This is a genomic window from Streptomyces sp. NPDC034049 (genome assembly GCF_055575575.1).
In genome coordinates this window covers 55,634-79,077 of the sequence record NZ_JBVISJ010000021.1, presented here as the reverse complement: position 1 = coordinate 79,077, position 23,444 = coordinate 55,634, and the positions used below count along the sequence as shown (strand labels likewise).

Here is a 23,444-nt window from a genome sequence, read left to right as displayed (position 1 = left end):
GCGGCTGTCAGAACATCGTGTTGTCGTTGGCGGCGGTCTCGGGCACGGCCTGTTCGGAGCTCCAGTGCTCGACGATCCTGGCATCGCGGACCCGGAAGAGGTCGATGACCGACCGGCCACGCTCGCCCGGCGTGTCGACGTAGTGGCTGTGCACGGCGACCAGGTCGCCTTCGGCGATGACGCGTTTCGGTGTGACACTCGACTGCGGGAACTTGTCGAAGTAGCTGCCCAGGTCGGCCTTGAGGCCGGCCGCGCCGTCGGAGATGTTCGGGCTGTGTTCGTGGTAGTCGGCGCCGACGTAGGCATCGATGGCGGTCAGGTCCTTGCGGACCAGCAGTTGGTCGACGAACGCGGTGACCAGTTCCTTGTGGTAGGCGGTGAACCACCGCTGCCCGACCGCGTCGGTCCGCGGCTCGCTGAGCGTGGCGAACATGTCGTTGCCGCTGGCCGTGGTGGCGGGCACTTCCTGAATGACGTCCCAGTGCTCGGCGATCTTGCCGTCCTGGAAGCGGAACAGGTCGAACACGGCCAGACCCGGGGTGCCCGGCACCATGACGTAGCGGGAGTGCAGCAGCACCAGATCGCCGTCGGTGATGATCCGGCGGGGCTCGAAGGCGGCCTGCGGGAACTGCTGTCGCATGGCGCCGCTGAAGTTCTTGAGGGCGTCGGCTCCGTCGGGCGCCAGGGGGTTGTGCTGGATGTAGGAATCGGGCCGCACGACCCGATCGACGATGGCCGTGTCGCCGAGGACGAACACGTCATGCAGCAGTTGCTTGGCAAGTTGTGCCTTGCTGTCTCGGACAGTCAGCACGATCTTGCCGGTGGTGCGGCCGGTCTCGCCGAGCGTGTGCGCCTTCGCGGCCTCGGCGAGCGGGAAGGTGGCGTCGATGTGGGCGCGCAGTGCGCCGGTCTCGACGAGGGAGGCGATGGCCTGCATGCCGGCGTGGTCGGCCTCGACCAGCAGCGACTCGTAGCGGATCCCCCGCTCGGCGATCGTCGCCAGTTCGCCGGCGTCGACGGGTACCGGAAGGATCGAGACGAGTGTGCCGCCCGGGCGCAGCACGGCCACGGATCGGGCGCGGGCGGCGGAGTCACGGGAGATCGGGTCGAGGACCACGTCGATGTCGCTGAGCGCCTCGGTGAAGTCGACGCTGTGGTAGTCGATGACCTCGTCGGCACCGAGGGATCGCAGGAAGTCGTGTTTGGCGGCGCTGGCGGTGCCGATCACGTACGCGCCGCGGTCCTTGGCGATCTGCACGGCGAGGTGACCGACGCCGCCGGCCGCCGCGTGGATCAGGACTCGCTGCCCGGCCCGGACGCCGGCGGTGTCGACCAGTGCCTGGTGGGCGGTCAGCGCGGCCAGCGGCAGCGCACCCGCCTGGACGTGGTCGATGCCGGCGGGCTTGTGCGTGAAGACGCGGGCCGGCCCGGTCACGTACTCGGCGTGCGAGCCGACTCCGCCCGGGTAGGGCAGCATGCCGAAGACCTCGTCGCCGGGCTTGAACAGCGTGACGCCCACGCCGACGGCCTCGACGACGCCGGAGACGTCCCAGCCGAGCACCAGCGGCATCCGGGCGATGGTCGCGGACTGGGCACGGTTCCCCCAGTCGGTCGGGTTGACCCCGGCCGCGTGGACGGCGACCAGGATCTCGCTCACCCCTGGCGCCGGTTTGGGCAGCAGGGTCTCCTGCAGCACGTCGGGGGCGCCGTAGGTGTCCTGGCTGATGGCTCGCATGGTCTCGGTGTCCGTCATGGGCCCAGCCTGGCCGCCGTCACAGGCCGCTACAATCGCGCGATCGCCAATTTTCGACGGGATCCTGCCGTGATCAAGGTGCACCGCGTCGTTGTCCTCGCCTCACACGGGGTGTACCCGTTCGACCTGGGCATTCCCCACCGCGTCTTCGGCGCCGCGGACGGCCGCTACGAGGTCGTGACCTGCACCATCGACGGTCACCCGGTGCGCACCAACGCGGACTTCTCCATCAGCGTCGATCATGGCCCGGAGGCGTTGCGCACCGCCGACACCGTCATCATCGCGCCGTTCCACACCGGCAACCCCCGCCGTCAGACGTCGGTCGACCTGGCGCAAGTCCTCGCGTACGTGGCCCCCGGCACCCGGATCGTGTCGACCTGCACCGGCGCCTTCGTGCTGGCCGCGGCGGGGCTGCTCGACGGGCACCGGGCCACCACGCACTGGCACGCCACGGGCCTCTTCCGGGAGTGGTACCCGCAGGTGGAACTCGACCCGAACGTCCTGTTCGTCGACGAAGGCGACGTGCTGACCTCGGCCGGTGCCGCTGCCGGCATCGATGTCTGCCTGCACCTTGTCCGCAAGGACCACGGCAGCGAGATCGCCAACCGTGTGGCCCGCACCTGCGTCGTCCCTCCGTGGCGCGACGGAGGCCAGGCGCAGTACATCGAACACCCGGTCCCCGACGCAACGGCGAACGACACGTCCGCCGCCCGGCAGTGGGCGCTGCAGAACCTGCACAAGCCGCTGATGCTGAGCGACCTTGCAGAGCAGTCGAACATGAGCCAGCGCACCTTCGCCCGCCGCTTCAAAGAAGAAGTCGGCTTGAGCCCCGGACGCTGGCTCATCCAGCAACGCGTCGACCGGGCCCGGCAGTTGCTGGAATCCACCGACCTGCCGGTCGACGAGATCGCCGGCCAGGTCGGCTTCGCCGGCGGCACCTCGCTGCGCGAACACCTGCACGCCGCCATCGGCGTCACACCACTGGCCTACCGGCGCACCTTCCGAGGCGCACCGGCAACGAGCCGTGCCGCCGCGGCGGATGCTCGGCGGGACGGTCAAGCACGTGGCCCTCAATGTTAAATTATGCACGTCATACCATCGACTGTGCCGGGGACCGGTATCGGTCGCGGGTATGACAGCAAACGCACCCGTGAGTTGCTCGACGAGATCGGCTTCGACGCCCAGATCGCCTGCAAGGGCTTGCCCGCACCGATCCGGATCGGCAAGAGGTGGGTGGTGGGGCGGACCAACTCGTGGATGAACGGCTTCGGCGAAACCCGCCGCTGCACCCGACCGTAACGCCCAGGTCATCGACTTCTACGGGTGGGCTCGATGCCACTCGCCAACCCCGACCTGGTCGAGGTCGGCGAGGCAGTCCCCGCCCAGAGCTGTCGCGAGCGCGACATCCAGCAGGACCTTGCCCGGGTCGTGCACCGTCCGCGGCTTGCGGCAGGGCGCCATTGCCGCCGATATCGCGGTGTCCAGACCCACCTTGCGGACCGTCGCGACGAGCAGCACGGCGCCGGCCTGCGAGACCACCCCGCGGCCGCCGCCCTCGACGTGGACACGCGGGTACCACCCGACACGCTTGCTCACCTGGAGAGTGCTTCTTCCCGTACAGCCAACAGGACCCTAGGCAAGGCCCATCGTTGCAGGTCAGGGGAGTCTCCGCTTATTTGATCAAGGCATGGACGAGCACGCTCATGAAAGCGCGAGGTTCGTTCCCGCGCCGCGTCAGGCCCAGCGGTGTCCCCAGTCGGGCCCCGTCCGCGCCCACTCCTGCTCCCATTCGGCGAGCCGGTGGCGAATGGCGATGCGGCGGATCACGACGTGCCCGAGGAGCACGACGGCGACGGCGCCGCCCGTGGCGCAGGTCCCCATGGCCAGCGCGTGCTGCCAGACGGCGGTGGCGGTCGGCGGCGGCTGGACACTGTGCCCGGCCTCGTCCAGCCACACATCGGCGCGATCGCCCCGCGCGGTGCCCGCCGGCACCCGGGCCTCACCGGTCCGGGAGCCGCCGTCGGGTTCGGTCCACCGGGCCCCCACCCAGTACAGGGGCTGCCGGTCGCCGTGCGCCGAGGGCAGGGCGGCGGGCGCCTTCTCGACGACCACGGCACTGACCCGGTCCAGCGCGGCCCGCTCGGCCGCTGCGTGCGCCCGCGCGTCCCCGTGGGCCCAGCGGCCCACCGCGACCCCCACGGCCGGGGCGACCAGGACGAGCAGCAGCACGACGCACAGCACCGTCCACGCCTCGACGACGTCCGAGCGTCGCCGCAGCGAATTGGCGCGCCAACGCCATCCGAAGACCTGGCCTCGCATCTCGCCCTCCCTCACCGGCACGGTCCTCGGATACGAGAACCCCGGTTAGGACTGGTCCGCACTTCCGGTGTACCCGAAAGAGGGCGTGATGGCATGATTTGCGCCATAAATCATGGCGCGAAGGGTCAGCCGAAGCGCTCGATGCGAATGCGGTCCACCGGCTGTCCGGCCGCCACCAGCAGCCGAGAGGCGTGCTCGGCGAACGCGTTGGAGCCGCACACGTACGCCTCCCACCCGCCCGCCGGCGGCTCGGCCAGCACCGTCGCCACGTGCGCCGCCGACAGCCGCCCCACCGGCGCCCCCTCGGGCGCCCGCCGTGTGAACACGGCCGTGGTCTCCGCGCCGTACTCCGCCCCGTAGATCAGCTCCTCCGGCCCGCGCGCGGACACCAGCAGCCGCAGGGGTACGTCGAGCGCCCGCCGACGGTGGTGGCGGAGCATCGACATCAGCGGGACGACACCGGAACCGGCGCCGACCAGCAGCGCGGGCCGGTCCCCGGGCCAGGCGAAGAAACCGCTGAGCGGGCCGCGCACCTCCACCGTGTCCCCCGGCCTGGCCTCGGTGTGGAACCAGCCGGACACCTCACCGCCCTCGACGTGGTCCAGGGTCAGCTCGATGTGCCCCGCGTCGTCCGGCGGGGACGCCAGCGAGTAGTGCCGCTGCGCCGTGTAGCCGTCCCGGGCGGTCAGCCGCAGCATCAGATGCTGTCCCGGCAGATGCCCCGCCCACCCGGGCACCGCGAACCGGAACGTGGACACCAGGGGCGTCTCCGACCGGATCTCCGTCAGCGTGGCCGTCTGCCACAGGGCCGCCGTCCGGTTGCTCACCGCGATACGGCCGGGCACGGCGAACCGGGTCGGCGGCGCGAAGGCCGTGTGCGGCGCGCCGGCCGCCCGTGGCGCGATCGGCGAGTACGGGGCTGTCGACTCAGTCACCGGAGTACCGCTGCTCCTCCCACGGGTTGCCCCGCGCGTGGTAGCCGTTCTGTTCCCAGAAGCCGGGCTCGTCGTGGTCGAGCAGCCGCAGGCCCGCGATCCACTTGGCGCTCTTCCAGAAGTACAGATGCGGCACCAGCAGCCGCGCCGGACCGCCGTGCTCGGCGGGCAGCGGCCGGCCGTCGTACTCCCAGGCGATCCAGGCGCGCCCGCCGGTGAGATCGGCGAGCGGGAGGTTCGTGGTGTAGCCGCTGTGCGCGTACGCGACCACGTGCGTGGCGGACGCGTCGGGCCGGACCACGTCCCAGAACGCGTCCAGCGAGACGCCCCCGAAACGCACCCCGAACTTCGACCAGCTCGTCACACAGTGGATGTCGCCCTCGTACACCGACGCGGGCAGCGCGTGCGCCTCGTCCCAGTCCCAGGAGCGGGGCTCCGCCACCAGGCCGTCGATCCGGAACGTCCAGTCGGCGGGTGTCAGGTCGGGCGTGACCTCGGCCGACAGGACGGGCCAGTCGTCGCCGGCGTCGTACTGGCCGGGCGGCAGTCCTGGGTGCTGGACGCGGGAGCGTCCGGTGAAACCTCGGGTGACGTTCATGGGCGTCCAACGTGACGGCGGTGGTTGCTGGTCACTCCACCGTACGTGCCGCCGGAGCGTGCCCCGGCCCCGGGGGCGGGTGGTGATCATTGCGGCCACGTGAACTCCGCGGCACCCCAGGAATAGGGGCGCGGCGATCTTCCTTGCCGCCAGTGGCTGGTCCGGGCGGACCGGTCGCCCCGGCGGCCGACCACCGGACGGGCCGGGCAGGCGGAGCAGGCCGGACAGGCAGGCCGGCGCGAGGGTCGGGCCGGGCGACGGCGGAGCGGAGTGGGAGAGCGCATGACCGAGTACACGACGGACGGCGGCACGGGCACGGACACCGCTCCGCACGTCCTCGACAACCCCGCCCTCGCCTCCCTCACCGGGCCGCACGCCCACTTCGCCGAGCGGCGCGGCCGGGTGCTGCGCTATCCGCTGGACGTCTCGCCCTGGCTGGGCCTGCCCGACGAGCCGGACGACGCCGACTGGGCCGACCTCGCGGCCCTGGCGGGCCCGGGCGCCGAGGTCCCGGTCCCGGCCTACGACAGGGGCTTTCCGGCCGGCTGGGAGGTCACCTTCGACCTGGCGGGCGTGCAGCTCGTCGACGACGGCGTCGCCGCGGCCCCGGACGAGGAGGCCGTACGGCTCGGCCCGGCGGACGTGCCGGAGATGCTCGCCCTCGTCGAGCGCACCCAGCCCGGCCCCTTCCTGCCGCGCACCGTCGAGATGGGCACCTACCTCGGCCTCCGCCGGGACGGCGCGCTGGTCGCCATGGCCGGTGAGCGGCTGCGGCCACCGGGCTGGTCCGAGATCAGCGCGGTCTGCACCGACCCGGCCTTCCGGGGCGCTGGCCTCGCCACCCGCCTCGTCCTCGCCGTCGCCCACGGCATCCGCGAGCGCGGCGAGACCCCCTTCCTCCACGCCGCCGCCGCCAACACGACCGCCATCCGCCTCTACGAGTCCCTCGGCTTCCGCCTCCGCCGCACCACCCGCTTCATGGCGGCCCGGGTGCCGGCGGCGGCGACGGGGGAGGAGCGGGTGGGTGTGTGAGGGGGGAGGGGACGAGCCGGGGCCCGCGCTCTGAAGGGGCGCGGCCACGTGCTCGAAGGGCCCCGGCGAAGCCCCTCGCCAGGGCCGTCGTGGAGCCGCCCGGCGTCTTGAGAACCGGTCGTGACCATGGGGTAGGGTTGCCGGGCCAGTCAGCACGTGGACCGAGGAGGTGAGACCCATTACCGCTGTGTCAGGTCGGGTGCTCTCACCTCAACACGACGCGATGCGCCGCCGCTAGGCCATCGCGGGAGCGCCCTTCGGCCCACCGAAAGGCTCCTCGGCTGTCATGCCACTTCTCTCCCTCACCTCCGTCGTCACGGCCCTGCGCACCGCCGGTTGCGTCTTCGCCGAGGACGAGGCGGAGTTGCTCCTCTCGACCGCCCGCACCCCCGACGAGGCCGCCGCCATGGTCGACCGGCGCGTCGCGGGTCTCCCTCTCGAACTCGTCCTCGGCTGGGCGGAGTTCGCCGGTCTGCGTATCACCGTCGAACCCGGTGTGTTCGTCCCGCGCCGCCGCACCGAGTACCTCGTCGAGCAGGCCCTCGCCACCGCCCCCGGCGCCCGCGTCGTGGTCGACCTCTGCTGCGGCTCCGGCGCAGTGGGCGCCGCCCTGGCCGCGTCGCTCGACGGCGCCGAACTGCACGCCGCCGACATCGACCCGGCGGCCGTCCGCTGCGCCCGCCGCAACATCGCGCCCTACGGCGGCCACGCCCACGGGGGCGACCTCTTCGCCGCGCTCCCCGACCGTCTGCGCGGCCGGGTCGACATCCTCGCGGCGAACGTCCCCTACGTCCCCACCGGCGAGGTCCCGCTCCTGCCGAGCGAGGCCCGCGACCACGAACCCCTGGTCGCCCTCGACGGCGGCGCGGACGGTCTCGACGTGCTGCGCAGGGTCGCCGCCGAGGCCCCCGACTGGCTCGCCCCCGGCGGCTGCCTCCTCGTCGAGACGAGCCGCCGCCAGGCCCCGCTCGCCCTCGACACCTTCCGCCGCTTCGGCCTCACCGCCCGCACGGCCGTCTCGGAGGAGAGACACGCCCACGTGGTCATCGGCACCAGAGCCTGAGAGGTCCCGCGCCCCGATGTGGCCTTGCCCTCAGTCGTTGTGCAACTAGTTGCACAATCGGCGTGGCGTCGTCTACAACCTTGCTGACGACGCCACGCACGGAGGGCCCCATGAGCCGTTACCCCCATCTGCTGAGCCCGCTCGACCTGGGCTTCACCACGCTCCCCAACCGCGTGCTCATGGGCTCCATGCACGTGGGCCTGGAGGAGGCCGAGCGCGGTTTCGAGCGCATGGCCGAGTTCTACGCGGCCCGGGCGCGCGGGGGAGTGGGCCTCATCGTCACTGGCGGCATCGCACCCAACGAGGCCGGCCGGCCGTACGAGGGCGGCGCCAAGCTGACCACCGACGCCGAGGCCGACCGGCATCGCGAGATCACCGACGCCGTGCACCGCGAGGGCGGCCGCATCGCGATGCAGATCCTGCACTTCGGCCGGTACGCCTATCACCGCGACCTGGTGGCGCCGAGCGCCCTCCAGGCCCCCATCAGCCCGTTCGTCCCGCACGCGCTCACCGACGCCGAGGTCGAGCAGACCATCGACGACTACGCGAACGCGGCCCGCCTCGCCCGCCGCGCCGGGTACGACGGCGTCGAGATCATGGGCTCCGAGGGCTATCTGATCAACGAGTTCATCGCCGCCGGGACCAACCACCGCGACGACCGCTGGGGTGGCTCCTACGAGAACCGCACACGCTTCCCCGTCGAGATCGTGCGCCGGGTGCGCGAGGCGGTCGGCGAAGACTTCATCGTCATCTACCGGCTGTCGATGCTGGACCTCGTCCCCGGCGGATCCACCCTCGACGAGGTGGTCACGCTGGCGAAGGCCGTCGAGGCGGCCGGGGCGACCATCATCAACACCGGCATCGGCTGGCACGAGGCCCGTATCCCCACCATCGCGACCTCGGTGCCGCGCGGCGCGTACACCTGGGTGACGAAGAAGCTGATGGGCGAGGTCTCCGTCCCGCTCGTCACCACCAACCGCATCAACACCCCGGAACTGGCCGAGGAGTTGCTCGCCGACGGCCACGCCGACATGGTGTCCATGGCCCGCCCGATGCTCGCCGACCCGGACTTCGTCAACAAGGCGCGCGAGGGCCGCCCCGACGCCATCAACACCTGCATCGGCTGCAACCAGGCCTGCCTGGACCACACCTTCAGCGGTCAGATCACCTCCTGCCTGGTCAACCCGCGCGCCTGCCACGAGACGGAACTCGTGCTCTCCCCGACCCGGCGGCGCAAGCGCGTCGCGGTCGTCGGCGCGGGCCCGGCCGGACTCGCCTGTGCCGTGAGCGCGGCCGAACGCGGCCACGAGGTCACGCTCTTCGACGCGGCGAGCGAGATCGGCGGCCAGCTGAACGTCGCCCGCCGGGTCCCCGGCAAGCAGGAGTTCGACGAGACGCTGCGCTACCTCCGCAACCGGCTCGACGCACACGGCGTCGACGTACGCCTGAACACCCGGGTCACCGCCGACGACCTCACGCCGTCGGCGTACGACGAGGTCGTCGTCGCCACGGGTGTCACCCCCCGCACCCCCTACCTCCCCGGCGTCGACCACCCCAAGGTCCTCGGCTACCTGGACGTCCTGCGGGACGGCGCCCCCGTCGGCGACCGCGTCGCCATCCTCGGCGCCGGCGGCATCGGCTTCGACGTCGCCGAGTTCCTGACCGACGGCGGGGAGAAGACGAGCGAGGACCCGGCCGCGTACTTCCGGCAGTGGGGCGTCGACATGGAGTACCGCGCCCCCGGGGGCCTCGCCGCCCCCGAGCGGCCCGCCCCGCCGCGCTCGGTCCACCTCCTCCAGCGCAAGACCAGCAAGGTCGGCGCAGGACTGGGCAAGACCACCGGCTGGATCCACCGCACCGAACTCAAGCACCGGGGCGTCACCATGGTCCCCGGCGTCCAGTACGACCTGATCGACGACGCCGGGCTGCACGTCACCGTCGACGGCGTCCGCCAGTTGCTGGAGGTCGACACGGTCGTCCTGTGCACCGGCCAGGACCCGCGTCGCGACCTGTACGACGACCTGATCGCCGCAGGGCGCTCCGCGCACCTCATCGGCGGTGCCGACGTGGCCGCCGAGCTGGACGCCAAGCGGGCGATCAAGCAGGGCACGGAGGTGGCGGCGGCGCTGTAGGAGGCGCCGCGGGAGTCCGCCCGAGGGGGTGCGTGCGGCCGTGGCGCACCCCCGGCCTTCCTAGGATGAGCCCATGTCACTCCCGCACGCGATCCTCACCGCCCTGCTCGAGAAGCCCTCGTCGGGCCTGGAGCTGACCCGGCGGTTCGACAGGTCGATCGGCTACTTCTGGTCGGCGACGCACCAGCAGATCTATCGCGAGCTCGGGAAACTGGAGGGCGAGGGCTACATCCGGGCCCTGCCCGCCGAGCGGCCCGCCCGGGGCCGGAAGAAGAGTTACGAGGTGCTGCCGGCCGGCCGAGAGGAACTGGCCCGCTGGACCTCCGCGCCCCAGGACCCCAAGCCGTGGCGCGACGCGCTCTTCGTCCGGCTGCGCGCCGCAGCCGTGGTCGGCACCGAGGGCCTGGAGGACGAACTGCGACGTCATCTCACGCTGCACCGGCGGACGTTGGCGGAGTACGAGAAGATCGAGGAGCGGGACTTCGGGCCCGGCCGCGACACCGCCCAGGACCGGCTCCAGCATCTGATCCTGCGGGCGGGGATCGACCTGCAGACCTTCTGGACGCAGTGGCTGACGAACGCCCTGGAGGAGTTCGCGACGCTGCCGGGGGACACCGGCGGCGGCGAGGACGGGAGCGCCGAGCAGGAGAGCGCCGGCGGGGAGTAGAGGGCCGTACGCGTCACCGGCTGCCGCTCACCCAGGTCTCGGGACGAGCGCCCACCGGGGGGTCAGAGGCGGTGCGGCTTCGCCCGGCGGCGCAGGTACCAGACGGCCGCTCCGGTCCCCAGGGCCACCAGCGCACCGCCGCCGACGAGGGTGACGGTGCCGTACTCCCGGGTCGCCCCGCCGACGCCGCCCATGACGCCGCGTGCGGGCGAGGCCGTCGTGGAGATGGTGGGGGTGGCCGCCGTGACGATCACGGACTGGGTGCCCGCCGTGGTCCCGTCCTTGCACACCACGATCACGGTGTGGGTGCCCGGGCCCACGTTCGCCCACGAGGCGGACTGGGTGGTGCTGGTGCCGGTGAGGGGCACCTGACGCCCCTGGGAGAAGTTCGCCTGCCCGCCCGAGAGGAGCGATGCGGTGCCGAACGTGCCGTTGGTGCTGACGGGGCAATCGCTCGTGTTCACGCTGACCGAGGAACCCGTGGTGCTCACCGAGATCCCCGCCGGGACCGCCGCGGCCGGTTGCGCGGTCAGGGCGATCGGCAGCGCGGCGGCGGCCACCGTCAGGCCGGAGCGGAGGAGTAGCTGAGACGTACGCATGGTCTGCCCTCCAGCGGCACGGTGACGGCACATCCCTTGCGCCGCCGAGGATCGGGGGACCCGTGCTGCCTCAGGGTGAGCCAACGTGCCCCGCGCCGCGCCCGCATGCGGACGACACCCGGGCAGGTGACGGATACCGCCGTGCGGGGGACGGCGCGCGCTCACCCGCCGGTGGTGACCGTCCGCTCCACCGAGAACCCGCCCCAGGTCCCGTCCGGCAGCTTCGCCCGGATCCGCACGCGGTACGTCACCCCGGCCTCCTCCCCCACGTAGAAGCTGTACGTGGCCCGTCCCCGGGGTGGCGTCCCGCCCCAGACGAGGGTGGTCGCCGGCCGTCCGTCGAGCTGGATGTCGTACTCCGTGACCACCTCGTCGACACGCGGCGGCAGCCAGGACAGCTCGACGGAGTACGCCCCGTCGTCCCGGCGTGTCGTCGCGCGGAATCCGGTGGGCGCGGTGCCCCGCCCGGCGTCCGCTCCCGGAGCGGTGCGCAGCCGTGCCGTCGCGCTCTCGGACGAGGCGTTGTCCGCGGCGTCCCGTGCCCGCACGGTGAAGGAGTAGCGGGTGCCGGGCCGCAGTCCTGTGACCACGGCCGCCGTCTGTTGCCCGCCCACCGAGTGGATCTTCGAGCCGCCTTGCAGGATGTCGTACGACACCACGTCCCGGTCGTCCGTCGACGGCTCCCAGGACAGCCGCACCGTCCCGCTCCCGAGCACCGTCCCGCCGAGGCGCCCCGGCCGGCTCGGGGCCCGCCGGTCGGCCGTCCCGGCGGCGGGGGTCGTCGCCCGGACCTCCGCACTCGGCGGCCCGAGGTCCCCGGAGGCGCCACGGGCCCGCACGGTGAACACATACGTGGTGGAGGGCCGGAGCCGGGTGACGTCCACCATGTGCGCGTCGTCCGGGACGTCCCGCACCTTGGTGCGGCCCCGGTAGACCGCGTACCCGGCGATCTCCGTGTCCCCGGGCGCCCGGTTCCACATGACGTGCACGCTGGTGGCGCTGCCCGCGTCGGCGGTGACGCCGGGCGGGGCGGGCGGCGGGCGGCCGCCGGGGCGCTCCCGCGTCGCGCAGCCGGCCGTGAGGAGCAGTGAGCCACAGAGCGCCGGCACCAGGACGAGTGCCGGCACGGAGACGCGTCGCACGATCCTGCCCCCTCGATCGTCGAGCCATCACGGGATTGGTCTGTACCTATCTCCATGTATGGCACGACTGACGCGGTCACATCAAGGGGGTGGGTCCGCGGCGGCCGTGGTTCACGGCACGGCCGGCGGCTACGTATGCTGGTGCTCCTGAACGGCGTGAACTCGCCCGCGTGCCAGGCCAGTTCATGCCGTACGGCGCGGGCCGCTGTCGTCGCCGAACCCGCGCCGACGAAGGCGGCCGAGCGGCCGGGACCGAATCCGGCCCGGCCCTCGGCCGCGCACCCGCACGCCGGAAGCGGTGGCCCGTCCGGCCCCCTCCCGGTGGCCGTCCTCTCCGACCCGCACCACCTTTGGGTGAGTGTCCGTCATGTCTCCCCAGGAGAGGGTTCCTCATCGTGCGTGTCCGCTCGTTGACGCTGGCCGCCGTCGGCGCCGCCCTGCTGGCCCCCGTCGCCCTGCCCGCCCTGGCCCATCCGCAGCGCCTCGTGCAGTACGAGGGCGGTGTGACCGCCGCCGACCTGCTGGCCAGGGCGCGCGGCTGTGTGCGGGTCTCCGAGGGGCTGTACAGCAGTGACGCGGGGAAGCCGGCCGTGATCCCCGTCTGCGGCGTCGACGGCGCGGTGTACTGGAAGGCCGACATGGACATCGACTGCGACGGCCGGCCGAGTCCGCGCTGCAACCGCGGGACCGACCCGTGGTTCCAGCCCGCCACGTCGTTCCTGCAGTCCGACGGGCGATACCTCCGCTCCGAGAGCCTGCCGTTCGTCGTGGTTCCCGCGCCGAGCCGCGTGTGGGACTTCCGGGTCCACGGCATCAAGGGCGGTTCGGTCGCCGCCGTCGTCCACGGGAACCGGGTCGAGTACGCCGTCTTGGGCGACACCGGCCCGCAGAACATCATCGGCGAGGCCTCCTACGCCACGGCCAAGGCGCTCGGCATCCGCCCCGACCCGCGCACCGGCGGCACCGCCTCCGGCGTCACCTACATCGTCTTCGAGGACTCCGAGGTGACCCCGATCGAGGACCACGCGGCGGCGGTCGAACTGGGCGAGAAACGCGCCCGGCAGTGGGTGGAGGGAGCGGTGGTGCGCCGCGGCGTCACGATGCGGGGCGGGGCGACGAACTGACTCCGGGAGCACCGGCCGGTCGTTCGCCGCGCTCCCGGAGCCAGTCACCCGCCGTGAGCCGGTCGCTCCCGGCCACCGGAAGGGGTGCCGGATGTCGGCGTATCCCCGCAGGCGTCGCCTCGTCCCTGAGGACGCCCGGAGCGTCACTCCTTCCGGTACGAGTACGCCTCCGAAGCCGCGGCCGCCACCGCCGTGAGGTCCGCGCCCGTCGAGGCCGTGACGACCGCCGCGACGGCGCCCTCCACGAACGGGGCGTCCACCAGACGCGTGTCGGCCGGGAGTTCGTCGCCCTCGGCGAGGAGCGCCTTCACGGTGAGGACCGCGCTGCCGAGGTCGGTCAGGACCGCGACCCCGGCGCCCCGGTCGACGGAGGCGGCCGCCGCCGAGATCAGCTCGGCGCTGGTGCCCAGGCCCCCACCCTCGGTGCCCCCGGCGGGGGCGACGGGAACGGAGGCGCCCGCACCGGCGAGACCCCGCGCCAACTCGGCCACCGAGGCGGCGACGGCGGCGCTGTGCGACACCAGCACGATGCCCACCCGCTTCTCCTCAGACATCGGCGGCCTCCGCGTCGGCGGTGGCGGCGAGAGCCGCGATCAGCAGCGCGGCGGAGGTGGCACCGGGATCCTGGTGACCGATGCTCCGCTCGCCGAGATAGCTGGCCCGGCCCTTGCGGGCCTGCAACGGAGTCGTCGCCACCGCGCCCTCCTCGGCCGCCGTCCGCGCGGCGGCGAACGACTCGGCGAGCGCGTCGACCGCCGGGACCAGCGCGTCGATCATGGTCTTGTCCCCGGGGGCCGCCCCGCCCAGCGTCATCACCGCGTCGACACCGGCGCGCAGCGCGTCCGTGAGCTGGGCCTCGCTCACCTCGGCGGCGTCGCCGAGCGCCTTGCCGGTGCGGCGCAGCAGGGTGCCGTACAGCGGGCCGGACGCGCCGCCGACGGTCGAGATCAGCTGCCGTCCGGAGAGCACGAGGACGGCGCCGGGCGTGTCCGGCGGCTCCTTCTCCACCGCGGCCGACACGGCGGCGAACCCGCGGCGCAGATTGCTGCCGTGGTCGGCGTCCCCGATCGGCGAGTCGAGCGCCGTGAGCCGCTCGGCCTCGCGTTCCACCGAGGCCGTGGTGGCCTTCATCCAGCGACGGAAGAAATCGGCGTCGAGCACGGAATCTCCTTGCGTGGTAGGTGACATGACGGGTGGTGAGGGGTGCTGCCGAGGGCGGGCCCGGCCCCGCGCGGCGGTCCGTCCCGGCCCGCTCACACGCCCCAGCGCAGACCGGGGGTCCGTACCGGCGCGTCGTACAGCCGCAGCAGCTCCTCGTCGACCTCGCACAGCGTCACCGACGCGCCGGCCATGTCGAGCGAGGTGACGTAGTTGCCGACGAGGGTGCGGGCCACCGCGACCCCGCGCTCGGTGAGCGCCCGCTGCACCTCCGCGTTGAAGCCGTACAGCTCCAGCAGGGGCGTGGCGCCCATGCCGTTGACGAGCAGCAGCACCGGGTTGCGGGGGTTCATGTCGTCCAGAACGGCGTTCACCGAGAAGTCGGCGATCTCCCGCGAGGTCATCATGGCGCGCCGTTCACGACCCGGCTCACCGTGGATGCCGACGCCCAACTCCAGCTCTCCGGCGGGGAGTTCGAAGGTCGGGCTGCCCTTGGCCGGAGTGGTGCAGGCGCTCAGGGCCACCCCGAAGCTGCGGGAGTGTTCATTGACCTGCCGGGCCAGCGCCTCGACCCGCTCCAACGGCTGCCCCTCCTCGGCGGCGGCGCCCGCGATCTTCTCCACGAACAGCGTCGCGCCCGTGCCGCGCCGCCCGGCGGTGTAGAGGCTGTCGGTGACGGCGACGTCGTCGTCGACGAGGACCTTCGCGATCTGGATGCCCTCGTCCTCGGCGAGTTCGGCGGCCATGTCGAAGTTCAGCACGTCCCCGGTGTAGTTCTTCACGATGAACAGCACCCCGGCGCCGCTGTCCACGGCCGCCGCCGCCCGCACCATCTGGTCCGGCACGGGGGACGTGAACACCTCCCCGGGACAGGCCGCCGACAGCATCCCGGGCCCCACGAACCCGCCGTGCAGCGGTTCGTGTCCCGATCCGCCCCCGGAGACCAGCCCCACCTTGCCGGGTACCGGGGCGTCCCGCCGCACCACCACCCGGTTCTCCACATCCACGGTCAGCTCGGGATGCGCGGCCGCCATACCCCGCAACGCGTCCGCGACGACGCTCTCGGCCACGTTGATCAGCATCTTCATGTCTGTCTCCCGGTGAGGTCGGTAGGTGTGGTCATGACCTGCGTACGGCCAGGTCGCAGCGGCCACCGTGCCACTGCGTCGAGCAGCCCCACGGTGTGGGCACCCAGCAGTTTCCCTTCCGCAGCCCGGCGGGTGGCGAAACGAGCGTAGTGCCAGGCCAGTTGAGTGCGGTACCGCCACCGCCCGACCCGATCCGGCACCCTGGGGCGCCCCGCTTCCACCTGCACATCACTCTCACCCGCTCGTCGTGAACCAACCAGGTCGACGACGACCCGCCGAGCCGGAGGAAGGCAGCCGTCGACAGCATCCTCCATCCGGGAGCCCGGGCCTGCCATCGCACCGGAACCGGTGGAAACCGGCGCCGGGCGCCCGGGGCCCGCGACCGGCCCACCCCGCCGGGTGGCGGGGTGGGCCGGACCCTCGCCGGATACTCCGGGCGCGGGTCGTTCCACAGCCTGGACACATGACCCAGAACGCAGACGGCACGGTGGTCGTCCCGCCGGGTGCTCCCTCCACCGAAGCCCTGGTGAGCGACCCGAGCGCCGCGCCCGGGACCACCCGTCCCCGGGCCGGGCGCCTGATCGGCGTGGACCTGGCACGAGGGCTCGCGGTCTTCGGGATGTACGCGGCCCACGCCGGCCCCGACCCCTCCGCCGGCGGCACGACCGGCTTCCTCATGGAACTGGCGCACGGGCGGGCCACGGCGCTCTTCGCCTTCCTCGCGGGCTTCTCGATCACCCTGATGACCGGCCGTCGCGCCCCGAGGACGGGCCGTGCAGGCCGCCAGGCGGTCGCCGGCCTCACCCTCGGAGCGGCCACCGACTCCGATGCCAGGACCACGCGGGAGGAAGGTGCACAACGGGTTCAAGGACGTCGACGGCGCCTGGATCGCCACCGACGTCCTGGACTTCGGCGCCGCGTACAACAAGGCCCTCGTCGGCCGGGACGCACCCGACAGCGTCCGGGACTTCGCCGATCGAGGTGGAGGGGCCGCATCGCCTCCGCCTACCCGAACGACGACGCGACGCTCTGCCTCTACAGCCGGTACGTGAAGAAGTTCGGCTGGAAGGGGGTGCGGGACATGGCCCGCAACACCGAGTTCCTGCGCGGCTCCCACTCCGCCGGCAACCGGATGGCCGCCGGGGAGAAGGCCATTAGCCTCGGCGGCTGGGTCACCCCGGACGCGGGGAACGACCCCGAGGCCACGACCGTCGGCATGCCGCCCGCGACGGCCGACCCGTTCGTGGCCTGGGGACAGCGCGAGGCGATCATGCGGGACGCCCGGCACCCCGCCGTCGCCGACAGCGACGGCTTTCCGGCGTTCATGCGGAACCTGGCCGAGGTCGAGCGGACGCGTCAGCAGATGGCGGTGCACATCGGCGAGGTCGAGGGAGCCCCGACGCCGGGCCGCCTGGCCACCCACCCCCGTACCACGAAGCCGTAGGGAACGAGGTGGGCCACGCGCCGCCGTGCTCCCCCGACACGTGCCGTCCTCTCCTCCATTCGGCCGGGGCCGGGCGGCCCCGGGCCCCGGCTTCTGGCCGTTCGGCCGAGGCGGTGGTGTGCTCCGGGGCAGCAGAGTGGACCGCCGAGCCCCGCGAGAGCGCGGGGTCCGGGACAGAGGGCGAGGAGTCGGAGATGGCCAGGACAGCGCCGCGCGACGCGCGGACGAACCGGCACCTGGCGCGGGTCACGGCGTTGGCCGCGGCCGTGCTCCTCGGCACGCAGTGGCTCGCCTCGGCGGCGGGCCTCGGCCTCCACTGATCACGACGTACCGGCGCGGTTTCGAGAAAGCAGGGCGGCATGGCTGGCGCTACGGCAGTTCGAGTGGTCGTCGTCGACGACCAGGACATGGTGCGCTCGGGGTTCGCCGCGCTGCTGTCCGCACAGAGCGACATCGACGTCGTGGGCGACGCCCCCGACGGCCGGATCGGCGTCGAGGTCAGCCGTCGCACACACCCCGACGTCGTGCTGATGGACATACGGATGCCCGAGATGGACGGGCTGGAGGCGACCCGGCGGCTGCTGGACCCGCCGCGCGGCGTGGTGCACCGGCCCAGGGTGCTCATGCTGACCACCTTCGACATCGACGACTACGTCTACGAGGCACTGCACGCCGGCGCCAGCGGCTTTCTGCTCAAGGACGCGCCGGTCGCCGAACTCGTGCAGGCGGTACGGGTGATCGCCGCGGGTGACGCGCTCCTCGCGCCGTCCGTCACCCGGCGCCTCATCGAGGACGTGGCCCGGCGGCGCCCCGTCGAGCCGCGGGCCGCCCGGCTCCGCCTGAACGGTCTCACGCCCCGCGAGACGGAGGTCCTGGCCCTGGTGGCGCAGGGTCTGTCGAACACCGAGATCGCGGCGCGGCTGGTGGTGGCCGAGCAGACCGTCAAGACGCACATGACCCGCCTGCTGGCCAAGCTCGGCGCCCGCGACCGGGCCCAACTCGTCGTCTTCGCCTACGAGTCGGGACTGGTCGTGCCCGGGGCGTCGCCCGCCTGACCGCCCGCCCGACCGGCCGCGTGTCATACCCGGGGGTGACACGAAGGTCGGCACCCGGGTGTGATGTGCGGCCCGCCGCCCACGCTCCAGCATCACCGCGTCCCGATCACGAAAACGGTTTCGCAGGAGCGTGAGACATGCACCAGCCCGGCCACGACAGGAACACCGGCCACGACAGGAACACCGGCCACGACAGGAACACCGGCCACGACACGAACGCCGGCCGCCACAGGAAGGTCGGCCACGGCAGGGACGAAGGCCGGCCCGTCGGCGGGTCCGCCGGAGGCCTCCTCGGCGGCCGGCCCATCGACCTCGACCACATCGGTGACCTCTACCGCACCTTCGCCGAGGACCTCGACCGCGCCCGCGAACGCCAGCGCGCCCTGCTGGCGCCGCCCACCTCGATGAAGGCCCAACTCGACGACATCGAGGCGGAGATCACGTACCTGCTCCTGCGCGAGGCCCGGCCGGCGACGGTGGTGGAGATCGGCACCTTCCACGGCTGGTCCACCACCTGGATCCTGCGCGCCCTGCGCGACAACGGCACCGGGCACCTGTACTCGTACGACATCGTCGACCACGTCGTACAGGAGGTCCCCGAGACCCTGTCCACCGGCCGCTGGACGTTCACCCAGGGGGATGCCCGGGAGAACCTGGAGAAGATCCCGGAGGACGGGGACTTCCTGTTCATCGACGCGGCGCACTCCGCGAGCTTCGCCCGCTGGTACCTCCAGCATCTGTTCCCACGGCTGCGGCCGGGCATCCCGGTGTGCGTGCACGACGTCTTCCACGGGCGCAGGGCGCTGCCGTTCACCGAGGGGGCGGTCGTGCTGCGCTGGCTCGCCGAGCGGGAGAACGCCTACTTCACCGCCTCCCGAGCCCACGCTCCCGAGATCCACGACCGGCTGAAGGACATCAAGCGGTCCCTCGCGCTCGGCCACCCCGTCCGGGAGAGCCGCGACAACCCGATGATCTTCTTCACCCTGCGCTGAGACACCCGGCGGAGCCCACCCTCCGCCACCCCCTACCCCGGTGCTACCCCGAGGTTGGCTCCCCGGTGTGACGCCGGCCGGCACCCCTGATTCCTAGCTTTCGCCCGTCGGCCCGCCCCCGAGAAGCGCGGGCCGACGGCCACGGAAGCACGGAGCACGGGGAAGCGGGGAGACACACCATGAGGCGTTTCGAGCGAGGGCTCATCGCCTGCGCGCTGGTGCTGGCGACGGTCGCGGGGACAGCGGGCTGGGCGGCGGGCGACGTACAGACCGCCGTCACGGGCCCGCCTCCCGGTACGGCGGCCTGGACGGCCGACCGGGTGCTCGGCGAACGGCTGCCGGACCCGGCGTCGGCCGCTCCCCGACAGATCGCCCGGTTCTTCGCCGGACTGACGGCGGCGCGGCGCACGACACTGGCCGAGCGTCACCCCCTCGTCGTGGGCGGCCTCGACGGGGCCCCGCCCGAGCTCCGGTACGCCGCCAACGCCCGCGCGCTCACCGCCGGACGCGACCGCGAACTGGCCCGTGCCGCCGACCCGTCGCGGCCCGACGGCGCCCGACGCGAGGCACGGGCGCGGGCCGCGACGTACGACGCGCTCCTGGCGCCCGGGCGCCGAGTCCTCGCCTTCGACCCGCGCGGCCGGGGGCAGGTCGCCGAGGTGTACGGCGACCTGCGGACCGCCCGCCGGGTGGCGGTCGTCGTGCCGGGCTCCGACACGGACGTCGGCTCGTACGACGTCGCGGCCGGGATGGCCCGCAATCTGCGCGCGGAGATGACCCGGCGTTCCCCGGAGGACCACCCCGCGGTGATCGTGTGGGTCGGCTACACGACCCCGGTCGGCGTCGGCTGGGACGCCGCCACCGGGCACCTCGCGGAAGAAGGGGCGCCCCGGCTGCTCCGCTTCCTCGACGGCCTGGCCGCGACCACCCACCCGGTCGCCCCGCCCTCGGTGTTCTGCCACAGCTACGGCTCGGTGCTGTGCGGCGCCGCCGCCCGCCGATTGACCGGACGGCAGGCGTCCGACCTCGTGGTCGCGGCCTCGCCCGGCATGCGCCTGGAACACGCCGGCCAGGTGCCGGTCGGGGCCCGGGCCCGGCTGTGGGCGACCGCCCGCGACGCGACCGACTGGATCAGCCGGGTCCCTCCCGTCGAGCTCCTCGGCCTCGGCCACGGCGCCGACCCGGCCGCGCCCGGCTTCGGTGCCCGGGTCGTCGCCTCCGACCGCGCCGAGGGCCACACCGGCTACTTCGCACCCGGCACCGCGTCCCTGACCAACTACGCCGCCGTCGCCGTCGGCGACTACGGGGCCGTCACCTGCGCCCGCCCGACCGCCGACACCCCTGCGAAGGACTGCCGCCATGGCCTTCTCTGACCTCTCCGTGGCCGCCGCCCGCATCGAGGCGCGCACACCGGTCCACCGCGACCGCGCCCTCGACGGCCTGCGCGCCCTCGCCCTCCTCGCGGTCCCCGTGGGCCACTGGATGCTCGGCGGTCTCACCCTCGGCCCCGAGGGCGCCCTGCACAACACCAGCCCGCTCGCCACCTTCGGGTTCCTCGCCCCGGTGAGCTGGGTGCTGCAGATGCTCGGCATCTTCTTCCTGGTCGGCGGCTGCGCCGCCACCCTCTCCCTGCGCCGCTCGGCCGGACGCGGAGTGTCGACGGGGGCCTGGCTGCGCGGGCGGCTGGCCCGCCTCGGCCGCCCCGTCCTCGGCGTCGCGGCGGTGTGGGCCGTGCTCCCGCCGGTGCTGTACGCCGCCGGGGTACCGGCCACGACGCTGCGCACCGGGGCGGTGCTGGTCGTCCAGCCGCTGTGGTTCGTCGGCATCTACGTGCTGGTGACGGCCCTCACGCCGTGGTGCGTACGCGCCGCGCGGACCTGGGGAGGACGGTCCGCCGTACCGCTGCTCGCCTCGGTCGCCGTCGTGGACCTGCTGCGGTACGGCCCCTGGGCCGACGCCGTGCCGTCCTGGCTGGGCCTGCTCAACCTCGGGCCGGGGTGGCTGTTCGCATACCAACTGGGCGTCTGCTGGGGCGAGGGGAGACTCGGGCGGCGCGGTGCCCGGCTGATGCTGCTCGGCGGCGGCGCGCTGTTCGCCGTGCTGCTCCTCGTCCTCCACTACCCGGCGAGCATGGTCGGCGTACCGGGCACCGCCCGCACCAACTCCCACCCGCCGTCCCTGCTCGTCCTCGCGCTGGCCTGTGTGCAGTGCGGCGCGGCGGTCCTGCTGCGGGACCGGCTCGACGGTCTGCTGCGGCGCCGACGCGCACTGTGGGCGGCGGTGGTGACCGTCAATCTCTCCGCGATGACCGTCTTCTGCTGGCACCAGACGGCCCTGCTCACCCTGGCGGTCCCCACCTCGCTCCTCGGCGCCCCGGTGCCCGGGCTCACCACCGCCCCGGACACCGCAGTCTGGATTCTCGCCCGGCTCGCCTGGCTCCCGCTCATCGCCCTCACCCTGCTGGCCCTCGGCCGCCTCACCCACCGCTTCGAAGCGCCCTGGACCGATATCCGCGGCTCGCGCAGGGCGGTGGTGGCGCTCCTGGCAGGCGCCTTCGCCTGCTACGCCATGGCGGTGATCTGACGCACCCGCGACCCCGCCCCCGGGTTGGTCAACTCGGCCGGATACGGCGGTAGTAGAGCATCCCCTCGTGGTCCGGTTCGGGGTCGGCGAGGGTGAAGCCGGCGGATGCGGCGCAGCGGCGACTGGCGTGGTTGTCGGCGTCGACGCCGAGGAAGAAGGTCCCGACGTCGCCGACGTCGGGGTGGGCGAGGACGGCACACAGGGCGGAGCGTCCGTGTCCGTGGCCCCACCGTGCGGGATCGACCAGGTGGGCGAGGCCACAGGAGGGGACCCTCGGGGCCTTCGCCGTGGTAGCGGACCCAGCGGTCGTAGACATCCCCGCAGACGAACGCGACCGGCGTCCCGGCAGGATCCAGCCCGAGCCACCCGTGGGCGCGCAGCACCGTCGCGCCGCGGAAGGTGGTGCGGGACTGCTCACCGAGCAGCCGCAGCTGACGGTGGATCCAGGACCGGCCGCCCAGGCGCCTCCGCACCTCCGGGTGGTCGAACCAGTGCTCGATCTGCTGCGCCCCGGTCTCGTCCAGGGGGCGCAGCCGCATCCGAGGGCTGTCCGGCTCTGTCTGCGCGTGCTGACTCATGAGGCCGCCCGGGGTCGAGGAACTCGCTCGATGACCGACGGAGCGATCTTTCCCGTACCGGCCCCCTCGCACCACCCCTCGGGGATCCAGGAGGTGCTCCCCGGGCCGGGCACCGGCCTCGGTGCCGGTGACGCTCATGGGTCGGCCTGCCCGCAGCGCGGTCGTGCTCGCCCGCGTCCCCCGCCGCGGCCGACACCGGCCGCTGAGCGTCAGGCGGCGCGGGAACAGTCCGTCAGAAAGTCGACGAGCGCCTCGTTCACCTCGTCCGGGCGTTCCTGCTGTGTCCAGTGGCCGCAGCCGGGCAGCATGACGGGCTCGCGCCGCAGGTCGGGCATCAGGTCCGGCAGGGCCGCGATGAGTTCGGGCGTACCGGGGAACGCGGGCACCAGGTCACGGTCGCCGTAGACGTACAGGGCGGGCGGGGTGACGACGGCGTGGTGCCAGGGCGCCATCAGCTCCCAGTTGCGGTCGAGGTTGCGGTACCAGTTGAGGGCCCCGGTGAAGCCCCGGGAGAAACCCTCGACGAGGACGTCGAGGTCGTCCTCGGTGAACCATTCCGGCAGCGCCCCGGGATCCGCCATGGTCGTCAGCCAGCCCCGCTCGGGGTCGACCAGCGGCTGCCTCTCCTCGCCGGTGAGGGGTGCCTCGCCGGAGGCCCAGTAGAAGATCTTCCGCAGGGTGGTGCGGGGGTCCTCGGCGAACTCGGCGTCGGCGACGCCCGGGCGGTTGAAGTAGTTCCAGTAGAAGCGGCCGCCGAACCTCTCCTCGGCCACCACCAGCGGAGGCTGCTTCCCCCGGAAGGGAGGCGGCACGCTCAGTCCGGCGACCCCACGCACCATGTCCGGCCGCAGCAGGGCGGTGTGCCAGGCCACCGGCGCGCCCCAGTCGTGCCCCACCACGTATGCCTTCTCCTCGCCGAGGGCCTGGATCAGCGCGACGACGTCGCCGACCAGATGGAGGATCGTGTACGCGTCGACGGCCTCGGGGCGGTCGCTGCGTCCGTACCCGCGCTGGTCGGGGGCGACGACACGGAAGCCCGCCGCGGCGAGCGGGTCGAACTGGCGGCGCCAGGAGTGCCAGGACTCGGGGAAGCCGTGCAGAAGCACCACGAGGGGGCCGGTGCCCTGCTCGGCGATGTGCAGTCGTACTCCGTTCGCTTCGATCATCCGGTGCGCAACCATG

Annotated in this window: 22 protein-coding genes and 4 pseudogenes; 13 read left to right on the top strand and 13 right to left on the bottom strand. The window is 73.1% G+C overall.

From position 1 onward, the window contains the following. Positions 1-7: 7 nt before the first annotated feature. Positions 8-766 (bottom strand): annotated as a pseudogene (locus ACZ52C_RS38205) (nuclear transport factor 2 family protein); the annotation flags it as partial. Between the two features lie 33 nt (positions 767-799). Next, positions 800-1,735 (bottom strand): annotated as a pseudogene (locus tag ACZ52C_RS38200) (NADP-dependent oxidoreductase); the annotation flags it as partial. 87 nt (positions 1,736-1,822) lie between these two features. Between ACZ52C_RS38200 and ACZ52C_RS38195 the strand changes: the two are divergent. Then, positions 1,823-2,833: a GlxA family transcriptional regulator gene (locus tag ACZ52C_RS38195; RefSeq protein WP_469079137.1), complete on the top strand. Its 1,011-nt coding sequence runs from the start codon at positions 1,823-1,825 to the stop codon at positions 2,831-2,833. Positions 2,834-2,872: 39 nt separating this feature from the next. Then, positions 2,873-3,074: pseudogene (locus ACZ52C_RS38190) on the top strand (IS5/IS1182 family transposase); the annotation flags it as partial. A 38-nt stretch (positions 3,075-3,112) separates the two neighbouring features. Here the strand turns inward: ACZ52C_RS38190 and ACZ52C_RS38185 are convergent. The 4 genes and pseudogenes from ACZ52C_RS38185 to ACZ52C_RS38170 all read right to left on the bottom strand — a co-directional run. Then, positions 3,113-3,349, bottom strand: a pseudogene (locus ACZ52C_RS38185) (transposase); the annotation flags it as partial. A gap of 138 nt (positions 3,350-3,487) precedes the next feature. Then, complete coding sequence (locus tag ACZ52C_RS38180; RefSeq protein WP_469079136.1) at positions 3,488-4,072, bottom strand: Rv1733c family protein; 585 nt, start codon at positions 4,070-4,072, stop codon at positions 3,488-3,490. A gap of 125 nt (positions 4,073-4,197) precedes the next feature. Continuing rightward, complete coding sequence (locus tag ACZ52C_RS38175) at positions 4,198-4,977, bottom strand: ferredoxin reductase (protein WP_469079172.1); 780 nt, start codon at positions 4,975-4,977, stop codon at positions 4,198-4,200. A gap of 22 nt (positions 4,978-4,999) precedes the next feature. Continuing rightward, complete coding sequence (locus ACZ52C_RS38170; RefSeq protein WP_469079135.1) at positions 5,000-5,605, bottom strand: sulfite oxidase-like oxidoreductase; 606 nt, start codon at positions 5,603-5,605, stop codon at positions 5,000-5,002. Positions 5,606-5,887: 282 nt separating this feature from the next. On the opposite strand from ACZ52C_RS38170, the gene ACZ52C_RS38165 reads away from it, so the two are divergent. The 4 genes from ACZ52C_RS38165 (at position 5,888) to ACZ52C_RS38150 (ending at position 10,499) form a co-directional block, all read left to right on the top strand. Then, positions 5,888-6,637, top strand: a complete 750-nt coding sequence (locus ACZ52C_RS38165; RefSeq protein WP_469079134.1) for a GNAT family N-acetyltransferase — start codon at positions 5,888-5,890, stop codon at positions 6,635-6,637. Positions 6,638-6,923: 286 nt separating this feature from the next. Continuing rightward, positions 6,924-7,700 (top strand): putative protein N(5)-glutamine methyltransferase, encoded by a 777-nt coding sequence (locus ACZ52C_RS38160; protein WP_469079133.1) that lies wholly within the window; start codon positions 6,924-6,926, stop codon positions 7,698-7,700. A gap of 110 nt (positions 7,701-7,810) precedes the next feature. Further along, a complete protein-coding gene (locus ACZ52C_RS38155; RefSeq protein ID WP_469079132.1) occupies positions 7,811-9,832 on the top strand; it encodes an FAD-dependent oxidoreductase in 2,022 nt (673 codons plus the stop codon). A gap of 73 nt (positions 9,833-9,905) precedes the next feature. Then, on the top strand, positions 9,906-10,499 hold the full coding sequence (locus ACZ52C_RS38150; protein WP_469079131.1) for a PadR family transcriptional regulator: 594 nt from the start codon (positions 9,906-9,908) through the stop codon (positions 10,497-10,499). Between the two features lie 62 nt (positions 10,500-10,561). On the opposite strand, the gene ACZ52C_RS38145 is transcribed toward ACZ52C_RS38150, so the two are convergent. Then, positions 10,562-11,098 (bottom strand): hypothetical protein, encoded by a 537-nt coding sequence (locus ACZ52C_RS38145; protein WP_469079130.1) that lies wholly within the window; start codon positions 11,096-11,098, stop codon positions 10,562-10,564. 161 nt (positions 11,099-11,259) lie between these two features. Beyond that, positions 11,260-12,240 (bottom strand): fibronectin type III domain-containing protein, encoded by a 981-nt coding sequence (locus ACZ52C_RS38140; RefSeq protein ID WP_469079129.1) that lies wholly within the window; start codon positions 12,238-12,240, stop codon positions 11,260-11,262. 395 nt (positions 12,241-12,635) lie between these two features. Here ACZ52C_RS38140 and ACZ52C_RS38135 point away from each other — a divergent pair, with 395 nt between their 5' ends. Then, entirely contained in the window at positions 12,636-13,364 is a 729-nt protein-coding gene (locus tag ACZ52C_RS38135) for a glycoside hydrolase family 75 protein (protein ID WP_469079128.1), read from the top strand. A 143-nt stretch (positions 13,365-13,507) separates the two neighbouring features. Here the strand turns inward: ACZ52C_RS38135 and ACZ52C_RS38130 are convergent, their stop codons facing one another. The 3 genes from ACZ52C_RS38130 to dhaK form a co-directional block, all read right to left on the bottom strand. Beyond that, positions 13,508-13,918 (bottom strand): PTS-dependent dihydroxyacetone kinase phosphotransferase subunit DhaM, encoded by a 411-nt coding sequence (locus tag ACZ52C_RS38130; protein ID WP_319101544.1) that lies wholly within the window; start codon positions 13,916-13,918, stop codon positions 13,508-13,510. After that, positions 13,911-14,525: a dihydroxyacetone kinase subunit DhaL gene (dhaL, locus tag ACZ52C_RS38125; RefSeq protein ID WP_469079127.1), complete on the bottom strand. Its 615-nt coding sequence runs from the start codon at positions 14,523-14,525 to the stop codon at positions 13,911-13,913. Before dhaL ends, ACZ52C_RS38130 begins: the two co-directional genes overlap by 8 nt. A 92-nt stretch (positions 14,526-14,617) precedes the next feature. Continuing rightward, positions 14,618-15,610 carry a dihydroxyacetone kinase subunit DhaK gene (dhaK, locus tag ACZ52C_RS38120; RefSeq protein ID WP_469079126.1) on the bottom strand — a complete coding sequence of 331 codons (993 nt, stop codon included), beginning with the start codon at positions 15,608-15,610 and terminating at the stop codon, positions 14,618-14,620. Positions 15,611-16,073: 463 nt separating this feature from the next. Between dhaK and ACZ52C_RS38115 the strand changes: the two genes are divergently transcribed. From ACZ52C_RS38115 to ACZ52C_RS38090, 6 genes are all read left to right on the top strand, one after another. Continuing rightward, positions 16,074-17,054 (top strand): hypothetical protein, encoded by a 981-nt coding sequence (locus ACZ52C_RS38115; protein ID WP_469079125.1) that lies wholly within the window; start codon positions 16,074-16,076, stop codon positions 17,052-17,054. A gap of 194 nt (positions 17,055-17,248) precedes the next feature. Then, positions 17,249-17,374, top strand: coding sequence for a hypothetical protein (locus tag ACZ52C_RS38110; RefSeq protein WP_469079124.1), 126 nt, complete (start codon positions 17,249-17,251; stop codon positions 17,372-17,374). A 39-nt stretch (positions 17,375-17,413) separates the two neighbouring features. Next, positions 17,414-18,109, top strand: a complete 696-nt coding sequence (locus tag ACZ52C_RS38105; protein ID WP_469079123.1) for a response regulator — start codon at positions 17,414-17,416, stop codon at positions 18,107-18,109. 137 nt (positions 18,110-18,246) lie between these two features. Further along, positions 18,247-19,101 carry a class I SAM-dependent methyltransferase gene (locus ACZ52C_RS38100; protein ID WP_469079122.1) on the top strand — a complete coding sequence of 285 codons (855 nt, stop codon included), beginning with the start codon at positions 18,247-18,249 and terminating at the stop codon, positions 19,099-19,101. A 179-nt stretch (positions 19,102-19,280) separates the two neighbouring features. After that, complete coding sequence (locus tag ACZ52C_RS38095) at positions 19,281-20,474, top strand: alpha/beta hydrolase (protein ID WP_469079121.1); 1,194 nt, start codon at positions 19,281-19,283, stop codon at positions 20,472-20,474. Beyond that, positions 20,461-21,684, top strand: a complete 1,224-nt coding sequence (locus ACZ52C_RS38090) for an acyltransferase family protein (protein ID WP_469079120.1) — start codon at positions 20,461-20,463, stop codon at positions 21,682-21,684. Before ACZ52C_RS38095 ends, ACZ52C_RS38090 begins: the two co-directional genes overlap by 14 nt. Positions 21,685-21,712: 28 nt before the next feature. Here the strand turns inward: ACZ52C_RS38090 and ACZ52C_RS38085 are convergent, their stop codons facing one another. After that, entirely contained in the window at positions 21,713-22,000 is a 288-nt protein-coding gene (locus ACZ52C_RS38085; RefSeq protein WP_469079119.1) for a GNAT family N-acetyltransferase, read from the bottom strand. Between the two features lie 471 nt (positions 22,001-22,471). Next, positions 22,472-23,443: an alpha/beta fold hydrolase gene (locus ACZ52C_RS38080; protein ID WP_469079118.1), complete on the bottom strand. Its 972-nt coding sequence runs from the start codon at positions 23,441-23,443 to the stop codon at positions 22,472-22,474. Position 23,444 lies beyond the last annotated feature (1 nt).

What these genes read in the sequence shown, in the direction of transcription:
- ACZ52C_RS38180 (WP_469079136.1), bottom strand. Translation starts at nt 4,072, where the DNA reads ATGCGAGGCCAGGTCTTCGGATGGCGTTGGCGCGCCAATTCGCTGCGG.
- ACZ52C_RS38170 (WP_469079135.1), bottom strand. Translation starts at nt 5,605, where the DNA reads ATGAACGTCACCCGAGGTTTCACCGGACGCTCCCGCGTCCAGCACCCA.
- ACZ52C_RS38165 (WP_469079134.1), top strand. Translation starts at nt 5,888, where the DNA reads ATGACCGAGTACACGACGGACGGCGGCACGGGCACGGACACCGCTCCG.
- ACZ52C_RS38160 (WP_469079133.1), top strand. Translation starts at nt 6,924, where the DNA reads ATGCCACTTCTCTCCCTCACCTCCGTCGTCACGGCCCTGCGCACCGCC.
- ACZ52C_RS38155 (WP_469079132.1), top strand. Translation starts at nt 7,811, where the DNA reads ATGAGCCGTTACCCCCATCTGCTGAGCCCGCTCGACCTGGGCTTCACC.
- ACZ52C_RS38150 (WP_469079131.1), top strand. Translation starts at nt 9,906, where the DNA reads ATGTCACTCCCGCACGCGATCCTCACCGCCCTGCTCGAGAAGCCCTCG.
- ACZ52C_RS38145 (WP_469079130.1), bottom strand. Translation starts at nt 11,098, where the DNA reads ATGCGTACGTCTCAGCTACTCCTCCGCTCCGGCCTGACGGTGGCCGCC.
- ACZ52C_RS38130 (WP_319101544.1), bottom strand. Translation starts at nt 13,918, where the DNA reads ATGTCTGAGGAGAAGCGGGTGGGCATCGTGCTGGTGTCGCACAGCGCC.
- dhaK (WP_469079126.1), bottom strand. Translation starts at nt 15,610, where the DNA reads ATGAAGATGCTGATCAACGTGGCCGAGAGCGTCGTCGCGGACGCGTTG.
- ACZ52C_RS38115 (WP_469079125.1), top strand. Translation starts at nt 16,074, where the DNA reads ATGACCCAGAACGCAGACGGCACGGTGGTCGTCCCGCCGGGTGCTCCC.
- ACZ52C_RS38110 (WP_469079124.1), top strand. Translation starts at nt 17,249, where the DNA reads ATGGCCAGGACAGCGCCGCGCGACGCGCGGACGAACCGGCACCTGGCG.
- ACZ52C_RS38105 (WP_469079123.1), top strand. Translation starts at nt 17,414, where the DNA reads ATGGCTGGCGCTACGGCAGTTCGAGTGGTCGTCGTCGACGACCAGGAC.
- ACZ52C_RS38100 (WP_469079122.1), top strand. Translation starts at nt 18,247, where the DNA reads ATGCACCAGCCCGGCCACGACAGGAACACCGGCCACGACAGGAACACC.
- ACZ52C_RS38095 (WP_469079121.1), top strand. Translation starts at nt 19,281, where the DNA reads ATGAGGCGTTTCGAGCGAGGGCTCATCGCCTGCGCGCTGGTGCTGGCG.
- ACZ52C_RS38090 (WP_469079120.1), top strand. Translation starts at nt 20,461, where the DNA reads ATGGCCTTCTCTGACCTCTCCGTGGCCGCCGCCCGCATCGAGGCGCGC.
- ACZ52C_RS38085 (WP_469079119.1), bottom strand. Translation starts at nt 22,000, where the DNA reads ATGTCTACGACCGCTGGGTCCGCTACCACGGCGAAGGCCCCGAGGGTC.
- ACZ52C_RS38080 (WP_469079118.1), bottom strand. Translation starts at nt 23,443, where the DNA reads ATGGTTGCGCACCGGATGATCGAAGCGAACGGAGTACGACTGCACATC.